Source organism: Gimesia benthica, assembly GCF_009720525.1.
Classification (GTDB): Bacteria; Planctomycetota; Planctomycetia; order Planctomycetales; family Planctomycetaceae; genus Gimesia; species Gimesia benthica.
This window is the reverse complement of the sequence record NZ_CP043930.1, coordinates 60,072-75,911: the sequence shown is the minus strand read 5'-3', so window position 1 is coordinate 75,911 and position 15,840 is coordinate 60,072. Positions and strand designations below refer to the sequence as shown.

Here is a 15,840-nt window from a genome sequence, read left to right as displayed (position 1 = left end):
GGGGATCCTGTTGAATCAGTGTTTCGTGACGGTCTCGTCCATGTTGAGTATCGTGCTGGCAAGCATGGTCCAAGCCGCCAGTTCCGCGGGAGGAATCATCGCCTCGACGGGGGCTTCACCAACCTGAATCAACTGTTGTGCTGTACCGGCGGCGGAGTGATAGATCTTCTGTTGCTGCTGGAGTAGGTGTTTCAGAATCTGCTGTTCTCGCTTATCAGGCCTACGGCTGGTGGCAGAACGGAACAGGAAAGCGATTCGTTCCGATTCCGTTCCATCCAGTTTTAAAGTGCGTGTTGCCAGTACCCGGGCCGCTTCGAGGTAAGTCGGATCATTCATCAATACCAGAGCCTGGAGCGGTGTATTGGTACGGGGGCGGCGAACGGTACAGGTTTCGCGAGTCGGAGCATCGAAGGCCATTAGACCGGGGGGAGGACTCTGTCGTTTCCAGTAAGTATAGAGGCTGCGACGGTACAGCCCATCTCCCGAATCCTGTTGATAGGTGACATCGCCATCGTAGGAGACCGCTTCCCAGAGACCTGCCGGCTGATATGGTTTGACACTTGGTCCCCCCTGCTTCGCTACGAGCAGACCGCTGATGTGCAGTGCATTGTCGCGGACCGTCTCAGCATCGAGTCGGAAGCGGGGGCCGCGTGAGAGCAGACGGTTTTCGGGATCGCGCTCATAGAGTTCGTTGGTGCCGCGAGACGACTGCTGATAAGTCGCTGAAAACGCGATGAGCTTGATCAGGTGTTTGACATCCCAGCCACTTTCACGAAATTCGACGGCCAGCCAGTCGAGCAGTTCCGGATGACTGGGCCATTCTCCTTGCGAGCCGAAGTCTTCGACCGTTTTGACCAGACCGACACCAAACATCTGTTGCCAGAGCCGGTTCACATAGACGCGAGCTGTTAATGGGTGGTCAGGACTGGTGATCCAGCGGGCCAGTCCGAGACGGTTCGTCGGGAATTGATCACGGAAGCCGGGCAGGATGGCGGGGACCCGGGCGCTTACTTTTTCACCCGGATGATTGTAAACGCCCCGCTCCAAAATAAAGGTCTCCCGTGGTTTCTTGTTTTCCTGCATCACCATCGTTGAGGGGATCTGTTTGCGCAAGCGGGCGAGTTGACTGCGTTTCTTTTCCAGAGCCTGTTCCGTTTCACGGAATGCCTCAGGGGCTGCCGTATTGAGGAAGTAAGTACGTAATGTCTCCTGCTGTTGTTGCGTGCGTTTCTCCCTGGGGACCGCGAGAGTGGCAGTCAGGAATTGCGAATCGGCGAGTTGCCTGGCTTCTTCTGCACTTAACGTGCGGCTGTAGATTCGCAGCTCATCGAGGTCGCCCTTATAGAACGCGCTGGTCGAGCGTCGTCCGAGGCGAAAGGGTTCGTCGGTTGTAATACTGCCGGTAAGGCGGTCGTAGGGAGCAGAAGTACTTTGTAAGGCACCATTCAGATAAATGCGAATTCCCGCTGCCGTCGACGAGCCGTCGTAGGTGACGAGCAGATGCTGCCAGCGACCGGTACTGATGCTGCCGTCAGTCACCACCTGAATCGCATTACTGTTCCAGGCGTGGATCAGGTGGACGCAGAGCTTTCCCTTACGAAGCATGATGTCGAAGCCCCGGAGTTGTTGACGATCGTCATTCTGAGAAAGAATGCAGATCGGCCCCCCCGAAGCGGGTTTGATCCAGGCAGCGATTGTAAAGGGCGTGTGCCGATCAAGGGGGAGTTGCTGCTGACTCTCCAGTAAGGCAGTTCCATCAAAGTGCGCACCCGCTCCCAGAAAGCCGGCGCCGTTCTCGACTTTGCCGATGGCTGTGAAGGTCTGGTTATGGTTCAGATCATCCAATGGATCATGGAGGATCAGTTGCTCGGTCGGAGGGGATTTCAGTGTTGTAGGAATCTGGTGTTCCCATTCCGTTTGGAGTCGAGCGAGTTTCGTTTCGTTCTGCTGATGCTGCTGTTCGAGGGTTTGCAACTCGTTCTGTAGTTTCAGTTCTTTGTCCTTATAGTCCGGGGACGGGATCTGCAGAACCGGTTGAGCATTACCTGCAGTGCGGGTGTTGCCTGTCTCGGGAGTATTGTTGAAGAAGGCGAAGAGCTGGTAGAACTCTTTCTGTGAGATCGGATCGTATTTGTGATCGTGACAGCGGGCGCAGCCCATGGTGAGGCCCATCCAGACTGTGGATGTTGTGTCGAGCCGGTCGACGATGTATTCCACGCGGTACTCTTCATCGATGATTCCTGTCTCACGGGTTGTCATGTGATTGCGATGGAAGCCGGTGGCGATCAGCTGTTTTTGAGTCGGTTCGGGGAGCAGGTCTCCAGCCAGCTGCTCGATCGTAAACTGGTCGAAAGGCAGATTCCGGTTGAAAGCGTCGATAACCCAGTCCCGCCAGTGCCACATCTCCCACTCTTCATCAGTGAAATAACCGCTGGTATCTGCGTAGCGGGCTGCGTCGAGCCAGTAGCGAGCACGATGTTCGCCATAATGCGGCGAACTGAGCAGGCGGTCGATCAGGTTTTCCAGGGCCTGTGGTGAGTCGTCCTGCAGGAAGGTGTTCAGTTCCTCCAGCGTGGGAGGCAGTCCGATCAGATCAAGTGAGAGCCGCCGACAGAGCGTCGCTTTGTCAGCCCGGGGAGACGGCTTGAGACCTTGCTGTTGCAGACGAGCCAGGACAAAACGGTCGATCGGGTTTCGTACCCAGGTCTGCTCTTTAACCTCAGGCAGGTCTGGACGTCGGGGTGGAATGAAAGACCAGTGCTGCTGATAGGCGGCTCCCGCTGCGATCCAGCGTTTGAGCAAATCAATTTCCGCTGGCGACAGTTCCTTACCGGAATCAATGGGGGGCATTTTGAGAGAATCATCTGTGGTAATCAACCGTTTGAGTAACTCACTCTGGTGCGGATGCTGGCGATCTATAATGCGGTAACCATCACGGGGGCGAATTGCGTTTTCCTGGTCATCCAGACGGAGATCAGCTTCGCGGGTTGCCGCATCGGGCCCGTGACAGTGCAGACATTTCTCGGAAAGGATCGGCCGGATGTCACGATTGAACTCGATTTGTCCAGGCCCGCTCTCCTCTGCTCCGTGAAGCAGCGATACTCCCCAGAGAGAGAAGATCAGGGGCATTAAAGCTATCCGTAATGAATTATGCATGGATCGAATCTGGGCAATCCTGAAATCAAACTGGTGAGGGCAATATATAAACTAAATTAAATATTAACAGGCTCCGCCTGGATTGTCACTTGCGGATCCGGAGAAATCAAGATTCAGAAATGGTGGGATAACTGGTGATAACGCCGATGGGGAGTTCGGTCTTTCCATTACGAATCCGTTTCTGTTGATTCAACCGGCTGATGGCTTTTTCTAATAGTTTCAGATCAGAGGCGAGGATCTGTCCTCCGCCAGGTTGAATCAGTATGACATAGCCTGGTGTCGATGGATTGGGGTTCCATGAACCAATCTCCAGCCAGAGCGCACAGACGGGGTTCTGATCCGTCTGGATGACAGCAAGTGGGTTTTTGAGTGCTTTGCTCAATCGATCTGCAGCTGCTTTAATTTCGGGGCTATTGTCTGAGGGGAGTGCGACGGGCCACGGCCAGGCAGCAAATGTCTGTCTGGAATTTTTAAACTGTCCAGTCTGTGAAACAACTATCGATTCGCTGGCGGGGAGTATGAGGAATCCGAAGAGGGAGAGATAGAAAATGAAGAGACGAACCATGTTTCTGCCTGTTTCTGAGAAGAAAATGGAATCGGAGAAGAACCTGTCTCCAATGATTATAGTCCTGCTGCATAGAAAAGTGTGACTTTCCTTTCATTGAGCGATCTAAAATTAAACATCCCCTCTTGTGCCCAAACTTGTGAGAGCGAACCTGATGAGATCCGACTTACCGCCGTGGCCCCTCGACGCGATATGCCTTCGTCCTGATAACCTGACGATACCTGAACTGGCACAGATCGTTTATCAAAGGACCTGCCGTACGGATTTCAGCGAGCCTGGCTTCTGTCTGATCAACCTGGGAGCAGACCTTGGTTCGAAGGGCTTGCGTAATACAATGGTTGCTCTCAAGCAGGAACTGGCGACGATTCATGAAACCACGCGAGGAGAGACACTGCAGTATGTTTCGCTGGGACGCTTTGATCAACAAAATTCGACAAAACCTCATCGCGACAATGGGCCGGAGGAGTGTTTCCTCATGCTGGGATATGAGCCAACCGAGGTGGAAAGCACTCTGGAGATATCCGACTATGCACTCTGCGCACATGAACTGGGTCTAACCCCTGCTGCATTTCTTGCTCAGCACAACCCGATGTTTCAGTCGGGCTATGAAATGCTGCAGCCTTTTGCGACTCAGGTCCCCTGTTTTTCCTGCCTGGATTATCAGATCATCTGTATCAATAATTCTTCTGTTCCCTACTCCGCAGATCATTCAACCTGGCTGGGGACCCTGCATACAGCGGCCATCAAGAATCCGGATACGTCAAAACGCCGCGTGATCAATTCGACTTTAATTGCTTCCGTTCCTCCTGGAAAGAAGGATGTCATTTCTCAGGTAGATGTATAAGAGTTCTTGCGTACCAATCTGATTCGACGTCGTGATTATGATGGTCATCAACAGACCGACGATTTTTGATTCTGTTATGGGGAACTGGTAAACTAAAGTCAGTATTCTGTATTCAATTATAGTAAAGGCGCGGGTATGTGGGGGCAGCGGCTTGCGAAGCTACTTAAGGGATTGATCGGCGGTGCTTTTACCGGCTTGTTTGTGGGAGTTGTCATTGCGCAGCTCACGATGGCAAACGTGATTCAGCGATCTGATTACATCCATCCGACCCTCTTTGAAACTGCTGAAGTGCGCTATCGCTGGACCCTGATCCTCAGTTTTGTCACTGTCTTCATCCTGGTCGGTCCCTTCTTCGCCTTCCATACATTCGGCCCCTGGGTGCGGCAGGCGATGTATGGTCTGCTGGGAGGTGTAGCTCTGGTTGTGGGAATTGCTCTGTTGGGAGCCTGGATTGAGGGAGAATTTCCTTTTAATCACTATAAAGGATCGGAACATAACTGGATCTCTGCGGCACGGGGGTATGGGATTCCGGCTGCGTTTTTGTTCGGACCTGTAACCGGGATTCTGATTGGCAGGTACTGGATTTCAGGTACTGGATTTCAGGGACTGGATTTCAGGGACTGACGATCAGTAGTTAGCGGGAAAATAAGTGCCTGGGGCAACTTTCGGTCAAGGTGATTTCCCATGAATGACGATCTTATTATCTACTGCGGGTCAGTCTAGAAGAGGGATCTTCAAACGATGCATGCATCTCAACCCGTCATCTTTTATCGGCCCCGTCGCTTTTACCTCTATCTGGGAATTGCCGGGACGAGTCTGTTTTCGCTGGTCGGCATCGGTTCTACGCTGGCTGCTTTCTATAATCTGGATGGCTCTTTTCGCTATCCGGTTTTTTCCGCCTTGCTGTTTGGTGGGTTCTTTCTGCTCTGCACACTACTGGGTATCTGGTGTATCCTGGCCTGGAGTCGGGAGCGACTGGAAATATCCGGGATCAGGCTGGTGAAGCGGGATGTCTTCCACATCACCGAAATCCCCTTTGATGAGGTAACCCATCTGCAGTGGTACTCTCTCACGGGGGCGATAGTCGTGGAGGCTCCGGGGAAACGATTGAAATTTCATATCGATAATTTCCAGAAAGCCGAACAGATTGAAATTACAGAACGCCTGCGACGGGAGATTGATCTTGATCTGCAGGAAGGCTGGGAAAAGTACCAGAAAATTAATGCCGCGATCTTTGAGACGACAGAGCAGCCTCCCCGACCAGAGAGTGTTGTCTTTATGAGCATGCTGCTGATCTTCGCCTGTGTATTCGGTTATGCCTGGTGGGCTGGACGCGGAGTTCATTTTCTACTGATCGGCCTGATCAATTTTTCGATTGCCCTGTGGTGGCTACTCGATTTCAGAAAGAAAAGACAGCGCGCGACAACGATCAATCTTTCGGAACAGCGTGCCGGAGTGGATCCGTGAATCCGGTTGTCTATCACATCGCCTCCGGTCAGGCATTCTTCACTGGCTGCACACTGATTTTGCTGGCAGCTCTTCTGTCACTGAGTCAAGCAAAGCTGGCCCGACGCGGGATGGGCCTTGCGTTTCTGCTGGGTGTGATCGCGGTGGTTGTTTCGTCAACTCCCCTGCCCTGGTGGTTGTATGGCGTATTGGGAATTGTGACCCTGATCTGGCTGCTGGTACAGTTGCGAAAGCCGAAGCGGCGGGGACTCTCGTATGTGTTGATCGTTGTCTGGCTGGCTGCAGTGGGGTGGGAACTTCCGTTTCACCTGCTGCCGCATGTCGATCCGGTGGACAAGCGGAGTTTAACAGTGATTGGTGATTCGGTCACTGCTGGTCTGGGGGATCCACAGACGAGAACCTGGCCGGTACTTCTGAACCACGAACACGGGCTGACTGTGCAGGATTTGTCACGAGTGGGGGCGACTGTCTCCTCGGCGCGAAAGCAAGTTGCGGAGACCCGGATCGAATCACATCTAGTTCTGCTGGAGATCGGTGGAAACGATATTCTGGGCTCGACCACGCCAGCGGAATTCGAAACCGGTCTGAAGCAGCTATTAGCGGAACTGGCTGCACCGGGGCGCCAACTGGTGATGCTGGAACTGCCGCTGCCTCCTTTTTACAACAGATTTGGACTGATTCAGCGAAAACTCGCTCGGAAATATGGAGTCAAACTGGTCCCGAAACGGGTCTTCTTATCTGTCCTGGCAGGCGGAGGGGCGACGCTGGACAGTATCCATCTTTCCCAGGCCGGCCAGCAGCAGATGGCGGATGAGGTTTGGGAGATCGTGGGCCCAGCTTATCAGACTGAGTGACCCCGTCATCGTTTACTTCTCAAACGTAATCACCTGTCGAACTGCGGCTCCGGTGGCGAGGTCATCGAAGGCGGAGTTGATTTCATCCAGTTGAATCGTGCGCGATAACAGCTTGTCGACGGGGAGCAGGCCCGCCTGATACATGGCGATGAAACGCGGCAGATCTCGCCGCGGAACGGCTGAACCCATGTAGGAACCTTTAATAGTGCGTTCCTCTGCGACCAGGCTGACTGCGGGAATGGAAAACATTTTCGCTGGGTGCGGCAGACCGATGGTGACCGTGGTACCTCCCCGTTTTGTGGCAGCATAAGCCTGTTGCAGGACCTGTTCGTTGCCGACGCTTTCGAAAGTGTAATCAACCCCCCGCATGAGATCTTTGAGCAGCATGACGGGGTCTTCCTCGCCGGCATTGATCAGATGTGTTGCACCGACCTGGGCTGCCAGTTCGAGTTTTTCGGGGAGCAGATCTACGGCAAAGATCGATTCGGCACCTGCGGCACGGGCTCCCATGATGGTGCTCAGGCCTACGCCTCCCAGACCGAAGACGGCAACGCTGGAACCCGGTTCCACTTTGGCTGTATTGACCACCGCGCCCACACCGGTCATGACCGCGCAGCCAAACAGGGCGGCGGTACTCAAGGGGAGTTGTGAATCGATCTTGATCAATGATTCCTGAGCGACGACCGTATATTCAGAAAACGCAGCGACTCCCAGATGGTGGTTGATTTCCTCTCCCGAGGCACTTCGAAACGGGCGATGTCCTGAAAGAAGAGTACCGGCGATGTTGGCTTTCGCACCAGGTTCACAAAGCGCGGGACGACCGGTGGCACAGGGAATACAGTGGCCGCACAACGGGACAAAAGAAAAGACCACGTGATCATCAGGTTGCAGGTCATGTACGCCGGGACCGACTTCGCGAACGATGCCGCTGGCTTCATGCCCCATCACCATGGGCATGACCCGGGGCCGCGAGCCGTCGATAGTCGATAGATCGGAGTGACAGAGACCGGCGCCAGCGAGTTCTACGAGCACTTCCCCCGGACCGGGGTCGTCCAGTTGCAGCTCTTCAATCACCAGCGGTTTTGACTCGGCATAGGGAGTCGGCTTCTCCATTTCATACAACACAGCGGCGCGAGTGTGCATGTCACGGGTTTCCTTTTGCTATTCGAAATTAGTCTGAATCCTCTTGGACGATATAATTCAGCTCGCCTCCTTGAGGAATGGGCTTGCGTAGATCAGAGACGTGCGCTCCCGGGGGGAGTTTCATCTTAAACTGCTCAATAGGTATCGTAACATTGGATTGAATGGAGTCGACCTTGAACTTCGAGGCGTATGTCAAATAGTTTTGATTCTCATAAAATTGATACTGCTTTACTTCCCAGGTTGTGGGCAGAGGTCCTGATTGCATATTGTTGGAATATTGGAACTGGTGCGTAAAGTATTTTCTTCCAGATTTTATGCGCTCATATTGCATGACGACGCATTCGTAATCACGGGGAGCAACCCACAGACGGCTGACGCCTGATTTGTCTGTTTTTTCCAGAACGGTGCAATCCAACCCCTGGATCTGTTTGATTTGGTTTTGGGGAAAGAAGCCATCCAGCGACGTTTCCGTGCAGGGGTCACCCGCCAGCAGAGACCAGTACAAAGGGCTCAGGTTGATACAGTTTAAGATCCTGGGCTCTACAGGTTCTTTATAAATCGTGATATTGGTTGTTTCTCTGAATTGATAGGAGAGTGCTGCAGTCTGGCCATCGGTCGTCACAGTCATATCATGATTGTACATCTCTTTTAACTGCAAGTAGGGATGACGGCCTCAAGAGCGGAAGCGAAAGCGTGGAGAATCCAGCAGGAGCGAGTACTTCGTGTTGTATTCAACCTGCTCATGCAGGTAGCGACGGGTTTCTTCAACTGTAAGTGGTACATCTTCATCATCGATATTTGACTTCATATATCGCAGCTTACTGGAAGTCGTTTCCTGAGACAGCTCGACCCGCATGGCCTGCAGACGTTCCCGGCGCTGTTGCCAGGTCTGGTTGATCTCCTTGATCGTGAGAGGCTCTGTTTCTGCAGCATTGGTAGTGGAACAGGTGCCCATACAGGTAATGAGTTGGCTCAGTATGAGACAGCAGCGACCCATGCCGGGGGCCTTTCTGTTCGAGTGACAAAAGTCCATTTCGTCGCGTGCTTACTATAGAACATCTGCCGGTGAGAGACCAGAGCGGATTGATTGCAGGTGGAGAGACTGCCGGGATGCTGGTTTCACCATGTTTGACAGAACATGCTCGTTTTGATCAAAGTATGCTGTTATACTGCTGCAACTTCTTTGCTCACCAACCCTGATGGAAAGCTGAAACAACATGTCCAGTGTGGAATCGTCCCGATCGTATGTCCGTTATCGTGTGATCTTTGCCTGCATGCTGATGGCGGTGTTGTTGTACCTGGACCGATTCTGTATTTCCTTTGCAGAGGTGTTCATCAAGGACGAACTGGGTCTGACCGATCATCAGATCGGGATTCTGCTGGGCTCGTTTTTCGTTTCCTATGCGTTATGCCAGGTTCCTTCCGGATGGTTCAGTGACCGGTTCGGTGCCAGGAAGATGCTGACGCTTTATATCCTCATGTGGTCTCTGTTTACAGCACTGACAGGATTTGCGACCGGTTTCATCATGTTGTTGATTTTCCGGTTGGGATTCGGCCTGAGCCAGGCGGGCGCTTATCCCACCAGCGCAAATATCGTCAGCAAATGGATGCCTTTAACAGAACGGGGTTTTGCCAGCAGTATGGTGACCGTGGGGGACGGATCGGAGGCGCTTTAGCTCCAGTGCTGACTGCCTTTCTGATTATCCTGTTCGTGCCTATCTCGGAATCTTCTGATTTGAAACCGGGGGCCCTCCTGCAACCGCATCAGCTGGCCAGTACGTTTCTGAAGCGAGTTGATGAGAAACAGACTTTTGAATCCGAAGTCTATGCGCAGCTCCCCCCTGCCGATCAGGAGTTTCTGAAATCGGCGGCCGCTGATCCCAAAATGCCGCCGGGATCGGCAGAGGAAGATCGATTCATCAACGATCTGAATCAGATTCTGCAGAACGCGTCCCTGTATAATCCGCAGGAGTACGAAGGGATGAAACTGAATCAGCAGGCCGAACAACTGCTGACGATCAACTCCGCCGACATGACTCCGGAAGAGAAATCGCGTTTAAATCGACTGCTGTTTGAAGCCCGCTATTATAACGACGTTCGCAAGGTGCAGGGACAGGGCTGGCGAAAAATGATGATGACTTACGGCGTCATCGGCATTTTCATCGCAGCAATATTCTGGTGGATCATTCGCGATTATCCCCGGGCCCACCCTTCCTGTTCCGAACAGGAACTGGAGCTGATCGAACATGGACGACTGGAAGAGGACAAAGATCATTCCAAACAGATCGGCGGGATTCCATTTAAAGCCATCGCGATGAACAAGAGTCTCTGGTTGCTTTCGCTGTCGCAATTTTGTACGAACGTGGGCTGGTTGTTCCTGGTCACCTGGCTGCCACGATACCTGGATGAAACCTACCGGGTTCCACTGGAGACAAGAGGCAAAATGGTGACGTTTGCACTGGCGGTCGGCTGGTTTGGAACCTTATCGGGTGGTAAAGTGACCGACTGGTTGATGCGCCGCATCAGTCTCCGTTGGAGCCGCGTGCTGCCGATCGCACTCTCGCGTTTTACCGCTATGGCTGCTTACCTGGTCTGTATGCTGGATATCTCCCCCTGGACAGCGGTAGCCATGTTTTCGATTGTTGCCTTCTCTACCGATTTTGGTTCTCCTGCCATGTGGGCTTTTAACCAGGACATTGCTGGAAAACACGTGGGGTCAGTGCTGGGATGGGGCAATATGTGGGGGAACCTGGGGGCGGCTGTCGCTCCGGTACTCATGATTGCTGTGATCGGTTTAGACCATCACTGGAACAATGCCTTCATTACCTGTGCGATCGCATTTCTAATCGCCGGTGTGGCTTCGCTCTGGGTTGATCCAGCACAGACACTGGTTGTGGAGACCAGTGAAGAAGCGGAGACCGAGACACCTGAGGCATAGGAAATCGTCAGTGTGGCGGACGGTGAGACCTGCCTGGCTTACCTGCTTTGGGAATTGCTGTCGGCGAGCGCATCCAGTTCGGCCAGTTTGAGTCGTACGCTGAGGATGTAGGGGGCTTTCCCTTTCTCCCAATGGCCGTAGGTTGTCAGTACAAAGGTTCCGTCGGGGAGCACTTCCACTCCTGGATAGGCACAATCTGCGCCGCGGGTATTGTCTTTGAGACGTATGTGATACTGTCCCTCACTCCCTTTAACCAGATCATCGTAGGTACCGACCCAGGCCACCCAGTCACCTTCGGTGGGCGCCTTGTGTCCGCGGGGTGTGTTGCTGCGGAAGGAGATCAGCAGGCGTCCGCTGATGGGATCATATTTCCCGGTGTGACGATCTCCATTCAGTGCGCCGGGGAGGTCCCGGGGTTCGGTCCAGGTTTGGCCTTCGTCGTTGGAAAAGATGATCTGAGAATTATGACGGCGGCTGTTTTCCCGCAGCAGGACCGCCAGTTGCTTTCCATCGGGAGAGCGAATGATACCGGGTTCGCAGATGTGGTAGTCGGACGACTTGTGAATGGCCATCGGGGCTGACCAGGTCTGACCGCCATCGGTAGAGAGACTTTTAAACAGCGTGAACGCGATGGGCGATTCCTGCTTTGAATCTTTGGCAATGAAGCGGCCGTCATCGTGGAACAGCGCCATGTAATGGCCTTTGCCGGTCTTGAGTGGTTCCACGCAGCCCATCACGACGATGCCACCCCAGTCCCCTACCTGCTGCAGCTCACTCCAGCTCTGGCCATCATCTTCGGTAATCGACATGCGGGTGGGATAGAGACCTGAGAACATGATGATGCGTTTTTTGCCTGTTGCGTCGATCACGCGGTGCAGAGTCGGCACTTCGCGTGAGGTGGACCAGGAAGCGGGAGTGGGCAGTCGATCGCTCCAGGTTTTCCCTCCATCGGGCGAGCGTTTGTAAACGATGCCCCCTTTGCCGTGCCCCTTGGGATAGACGCAGAGTATGGTTTGATTGTCTTCCAGCAGAACCGTGGTCGGATGTCCCAGGTATTGTCCTTCTTCGCGATCAACGACAATTTGGCGATCACTGTCTGCGGTGAGATCGAGATAGGGAATCGTGAAGCCGGGCTGCTGTTTAGTGGGCGCTGATTCCTGCGCCTGACTGAAACCGCTGACGTAGCTGAGTAGCAGCACGGAGGAGAGAATCCATTTCAGGACGTCGCGAGACTTCAGTAACATGTGAGAATTCCTGCTGCTCGAGAATGGTGGGAGCGGTTGACTCAATGAGGATAACCGACCAGGGCTGACTGTTTCACAATTGGTCAGACTAACCGGGACGGATCGGGACTGCAACTTTTTGTGAGACGGGAGGGCTGTTTAAGCGATTTCAGTGGTCGAAGATGGGGAAATCACAGCTTGAAAATACGAAAAATCGGGGCTATTCCCCAGAGGAGCAGGCGAAAACGGAGGATTCAGCAGGCTTTTTTAAATATTATATTGTTATTCCCGGTTTTTCCCGATACGATATAAAGCACGCTTGATGTATCTGATTGCGCCTCAACGAGATACACAAGTGACATCCTCAGCCAACTGGCTTTATCCCACCTGCCTCTAAACATCGTAGACATGACTATGAAAACTTTGCGAAAAGTGACAGTCGTCATCGTATTCACGAACCTGTTTCTCGCTCTGCCTCTTGCTCTATCCGCCGCTGATACCAATACCGATCAGGCCGGCCTGGATTTCTTCGAGAAAAAGATTCGTCCCGTGCTGATCAAACACTGTTACGAGTGTCATTCAGCCGAGTCTAAGAACCTCAAAGGCAGTCTGTTGCTGGACACTCGCGAGGGATTAATGACCGGCGGAGATTCAGGTACGGCCCTGGTACCTGGAAACCCCGAGGAAAGTCTAGTGCTGGAAACATTGCACTACAGTGAAGACAGCTACCAGATGCCTCCCAAGGGCAAACTGCCTGACGCTGTGATTGCCGATTTTGAAAAATGGATCAAAATGGGGGCGCCTGACCCACGTAAGAGAGACGCCACACCGGCCAAGCATGCCGGTATTGATTTTGAAAAGGCTCGTGAGTTCTGGTCGTTTCAACCACCTAAGCACTACCCTGCTCCCCAGGTGAAACAGGCGGACTGGCCACGCAACCAGATCGATCACTTCATCCTCGCGGCTCAGGAAGCTAAAGGTTTTTCACCAGCACCTCAGGCTGACAAACGGACCTTGATCCGCCGGGTCTACTTTGATCTGATCGGTCTGCCTCCGACACCTCAGGAAGTGGAACAGTTCGTCAAAGACGAATCTCCCGAAGCGTATTCCCGACTGATTGACCGTTTATTACAGTCTCCCCACTATGGCGAACGCTGGGGACGTCACTGGCTGGATGTCGCCCGCTATGCAGAAGACAATACAAACATGGGACCTCACAATGGTCCCTATCCTCACGCGTATCGCTATCGTGACTGGGTCATCAAAGCGTTTAACGAAGATATGCCCTACAACGAGTTCGTGATCCGTCAGCTGGCAACCGATTTCCTGCCTGAAACCGGCCCTGAGGATTACCCTGCTCTCGGCTATATGGGACTGGGCCCCTCTTATCACAAAGAGGTCGCATTATCTCAGGTCACGCTGGAAAACCGCTATGCCGACGACTGGGAAGACCGGGTCGACAGCCTCTGTCGCGGGTTATTGGGGCTGACGATGGCCTGTGCCCGTTGCCACGATCACAAATACGATCCGCTGACCGTCGAAGACTATTACGGGATCGCGGGGGTCTTCGCTTCGGTTCGACAGACAACGCGTCCGATCATCCCCGAAAAGGAAGTTGCGAAAACACAGCCGGCCCGCGACCAGGTTGACAAGCTGACTGAAGAGAATAAGAGCCTGACCGACAAGGTTCGTGACTTAAATAAACGGAACGCCCTGCTCAAGGAACAGATTAAGAAAGCCGGTAAAACGGAATTTGCACTGATCGCACCCCGTCCCGATGTGAAGAAACAGACGACGGTGAAATATCCCATTCCGCCGGTCGAATTAAAGCAGAATACGGATCTGGTTACGCAGCACAATCAGTCCATCAAAGAGAACAAAGCAAAGATTGAAGAGATCAAAAAGAACACGCCCGGCTTTGATTTGCCACTGGCGGATGCCTTGACCGAAGAGCAGGTGCGGGTTGAAGAAATTTCCAAAGACCGGATGAAGATTGTTTACTATCCCGAAAAACCTCGGGACCTGAATGTATTTATTCGTGGCAACGCGGCCAATCTCGGAAAGCTGGTTCCCCGACGCTTCGTCCGGGTTCTGTCGGACGGAAAACCGGAACCATTCCAGAACGGCAGTGGCCGACTGGAACTGGCACAGCAGATTGCCAGTCGCGATAATCCCCTGACGGCGCGGGTCATGGTAAACCGGGTCTGGCAGCATCACTTCGGTGAGGGACTGGTCGATACGCCGAGCAACTTTGGCAGTACCGGTTCCCGGCCCAGTCATCCGGAACTGCTGGACGATCTGGCCGTCTGGTTCATGGATCAGGGCTGGTCAATTAAGGAACTGCATCGGCTGATTCTGCTCTCCGCGACCTATCAGCAGGCTTCTAATGTGGAACTGACAGAGGCACAGAAAAAAGAAGATCCGAACAATCGTCTGCTGACGCATTTCAATCGCAGACGACTGGAAGCGGAAGTGTACCGGGACTCCCTGCTGGCTGCCGGCAATAATCTGGACCCGGCCCAGGCGGGTCCCTCGGGGGATATTGACGATGCAAGTTTCCAGCGTCGTGGAGTCTATGCAACCGTCTCCCGGCATAAGTTGAGCACATTTCTGCAGTCATACGATTTTCCTGACCCCGCGATTCATGCGGCCCGGCGTTCGAAAACCACGACGCCGTTGCAGCAACTGTTTGTTTTAAACTCCCCCTTTGTCAGGCAGCAGGCCCAACTGCTGGCGAAACGGTACGAAGGGGAATCCTCCGAGCAGCGAATTGACGCGGTTTACCGGACGCTCTTTTCACGGGCTCCGACTCCGAATGAGGTACAGATCGGCCTGCAATTTATCGAGCAGGCTGCCGATGGTAGCACGCCGTCAACGGCTCAGGAACAGATTCCAACGTTTGCGGGGAAGCGAATGAAAGCCGATGTGAAACAGCTCGGCGATCAATATTCCGTCTCGCTCTGGCTGAAGAATCAGGTTCCCAATGAAAAGCGGATTATCACCGGTTACTTCTTCTCACGAGGTAAAGACGGCGCAGTCAAAGCCCCCGGCGACCACCTGGGAATCGCCGGCAAGTATCGCCCGAACAAAGCGGGACGCCTGTTCTTCTATAATGGCGACCAGAAACGCCAGTCATTGTTCGGGACGACGATCATTCAGCCGGGAACCTGGAACCATGTGGTCCTGTGCCGTGATCAGAATCAGATTCGGGTTTATCTGAACGGGAATCCGGAACCGGAGATCATCGGCGAGGCTGCTCCCGGTTATGACAAAGGGGTTTCTGAAATCATTCTGGCGGGACGCAATGACAATTTCTCGAACTTTGAGGGGCAGCTCGGAGCAGTCGCTTTGTTTAACCGGGTTTTGAAGCCGGAAGAAGTCAAGACTCATTATGCGGCGGCGCAACTCAAACAGGACAAGCTGGCCCATGCGGAATATGTCGCCTCGCTGCTGGAGTCGGATCCCCTCTCCTGCTGGCCATTACGGACCGATAACCCCAATCTGGCCCAGGCCGCTGATATTACCGGACACAAAAATAATGGCACCTATGAGGGCCGTGATGACGTGGATCCTGCTCAGTTGACTCCCTGGCAACGATACTGTCAGGCCCTGCTTTGCAGCAACGAGATGATGTACGTCGACTGAGCCTT

13 protein-coding genes are annotated in these 15,840 nt (G+C 53.4%); 7 read left to right on the top strand and 6 right to left on the bottom strand.

Annotated features, from left to right (window positions below; all coding sequences use genetic code 11):
* Positions 1-15: 15 nt before the first annotated feature.
* Positions 16-3,129: a DUF1553 domain-containing protein gene (locus tag F1728_RS00410; RefSeq protein WP_155362421.1), complete on the bottom strand. Its 3,114-nt coding sequence runs from the start codon at positions 3,127-3,129 to the stop codon at positions 16-18.
* Between the two features lie 133 nt (positions 3,130-3,262).
* Positions 3,263-3,721 carry a hypothetical protein gene (locus tag F1728_RS00405; RefSeq protein ID WP_155362420.1) on the bottom strand — a complete coding sequence of 153 codons (459 nt, stop codon included), beginning with the start codon at positions 3,719-3,721 and terminating at the stop codon, positions 3,263-3,265.
* A 154-nt stretch (positions 3,722-3,875) separates the two neighbouring features.
* Between F1728_RS00405 and F1728_RS00400 the strand changes: the two genes are divergently transcribed.
* The 4 genes from F1728_RS00400 to F1728_RS00385 all read left to right on the top strand — a co-directional run bounded on the left by F1728_RS00400 (position 3,876) and on the right by F1728_RS00385 (position 6,886).
* The gene (locus tag F1728_RS00400) at positions 3,876-4,565 is read left to right on the top strand and encodes a hypothetical protein (protein WP_155362419.1); all 690 of its coding nucleotides are present in this window, start codon (positions 3,876-3,878) and stop codon (positions 4,563-4,565) included.
* A gap of 135 nt (positions 4,566-4,700) precedes the next feature.
* On the top strand, positions 4,701-5,189 hold the full coding sequence (locus F1728_RS00395) for a hypothetical protein (RefSeq protein WP_155362418.1): 489 nt from the start codon (positions 4,701-4,703) through the stop codon (positions 5,187-5,189).
* 117 nt (positions 5,190-5,306) lie between these two features.
* Positions 5,307-6,032: a hypothetical protein gene (locus F1728_RS00390; RefSeq protein ID WP_155362417.1), complete on the top strand. Its 726-nt coding sequence runs from the start codon at positions 5,307-5,309 to the stop codon at positions 6,030-6,032.
* Positions 6,029-6,886, top strand: coding sequence for an SGNH/GDSL hydrolase family protein (locus F1728_RS00385; protein ID WP_155362416.1), 858 nt, complete (start codon positions 6,029-6,031; stop codon positions 6,884-6,886). Before F1728_RS00390 ends, F1728_RS00385 begins: the two co-directional genes overlap by 4 nt.
* 12 nt (positions 6,887-6,898) lie before the next feature.
* Here F1728_RS00385 and F1728_RS00380 read toward each other — a convergent pair whose 3' ends face one another.
* From F1728_RS00380 to F1728_RS00370, 3 genes are read right to left on the bottom strand one after another with little or no spacing between them, the layout of a single operon-like run.
* Positions 6,899-8,029, bottom strand: coding sequence for a zinc-dependent alcohol dehydrogenase family protein (locus F1728_RS00380; RefSeq protein WP_155362415.1), 1,131 nt, complete (start codon positions 8,027-8,029; stop codon positions 6,899-6,901).
* Between the two features lie 28 nt (positions 8,030-8,057).
* On the bottom strand, positions 8,058-8,651 hold the full coding sequence (locus F1728_RS00375) for a hypothetical protein (protein WP_155362414.1): 594 nt from the start codon (positions 8,649-8,651) through the stop codon (positions 8,058-8,060).
* Between the two features lie 51 nt (positions 8,652-8,702).
* Positions 8,703-9,026: a hypothetical protein gene (locus F1728_RS00370; protein WP_155362413.1), complete on the bottom strand. Its 324-nt coding sequence runs from the start codon at positions 9,024-9,026 to the stop codon at positions 8,703-8,705.
* Between the two features lie 220 nt (positions 9,027-9,246).
* Between F1728_RS00370 and F1728_RS00365 the strand changes: the two genes are divergently transcribed.
* Positions 9,247-9,705 carry an MFS transporter gene (locus F1728_RS00365; protein WP_155362412.1) on the top strand — a complete coding sequence of 153 codons (459 nt, stop codon included), beginning with the start codon at positions 9,247-9,249 and terminating at the stop codon, positions 9,703-9,705.
* 5 nt (positions 9,706-9,710) lie between these two features.
* On the top strand, positions 9,711-10,967 hold the full coding sequence (locus tag F1728_RS00360; protein WP_194242617.1) for an MFS transporter: 1,257 nt from the start codon (positions 9,711-9,713) through the stop codon (positions 10,965-10,967).
* A gap of 38 nt (positions 10,968-11,005) precedes the next feature.
* On the opposite strand, the gene F1728_RS00355 is transcribed toward F1728_RS00360, so the two are convergent.
* Positions 11,006-12,211, bottom strand: a complete 1,206-nt coding sequence (locus F1728_RS00355; RefSeq protein WP_155362410.1) for a sialidase family protein — start codon at positions 12,209-12,211, stop codon at positions 11,006-11,008.
* Positions 12,212-12,604: 393 nt separating this feature from the next.
* Between F1728_RS00355 and F1728_RS00350 the strand changes: the two genes are divergently transcribed.
* Positions 12,605-15,835, top strand: coding sequence for a DUF1553 domain-containing protein (locus F1728_RS00350; RefSeq protein WP_155362409.1), 3,231 nt, complete (start codon positions 12,605-12,607; stop codon positions 15,833-15,835).
* Positions 15,836-15,840 lie beyond the last annotated feature (5 nt).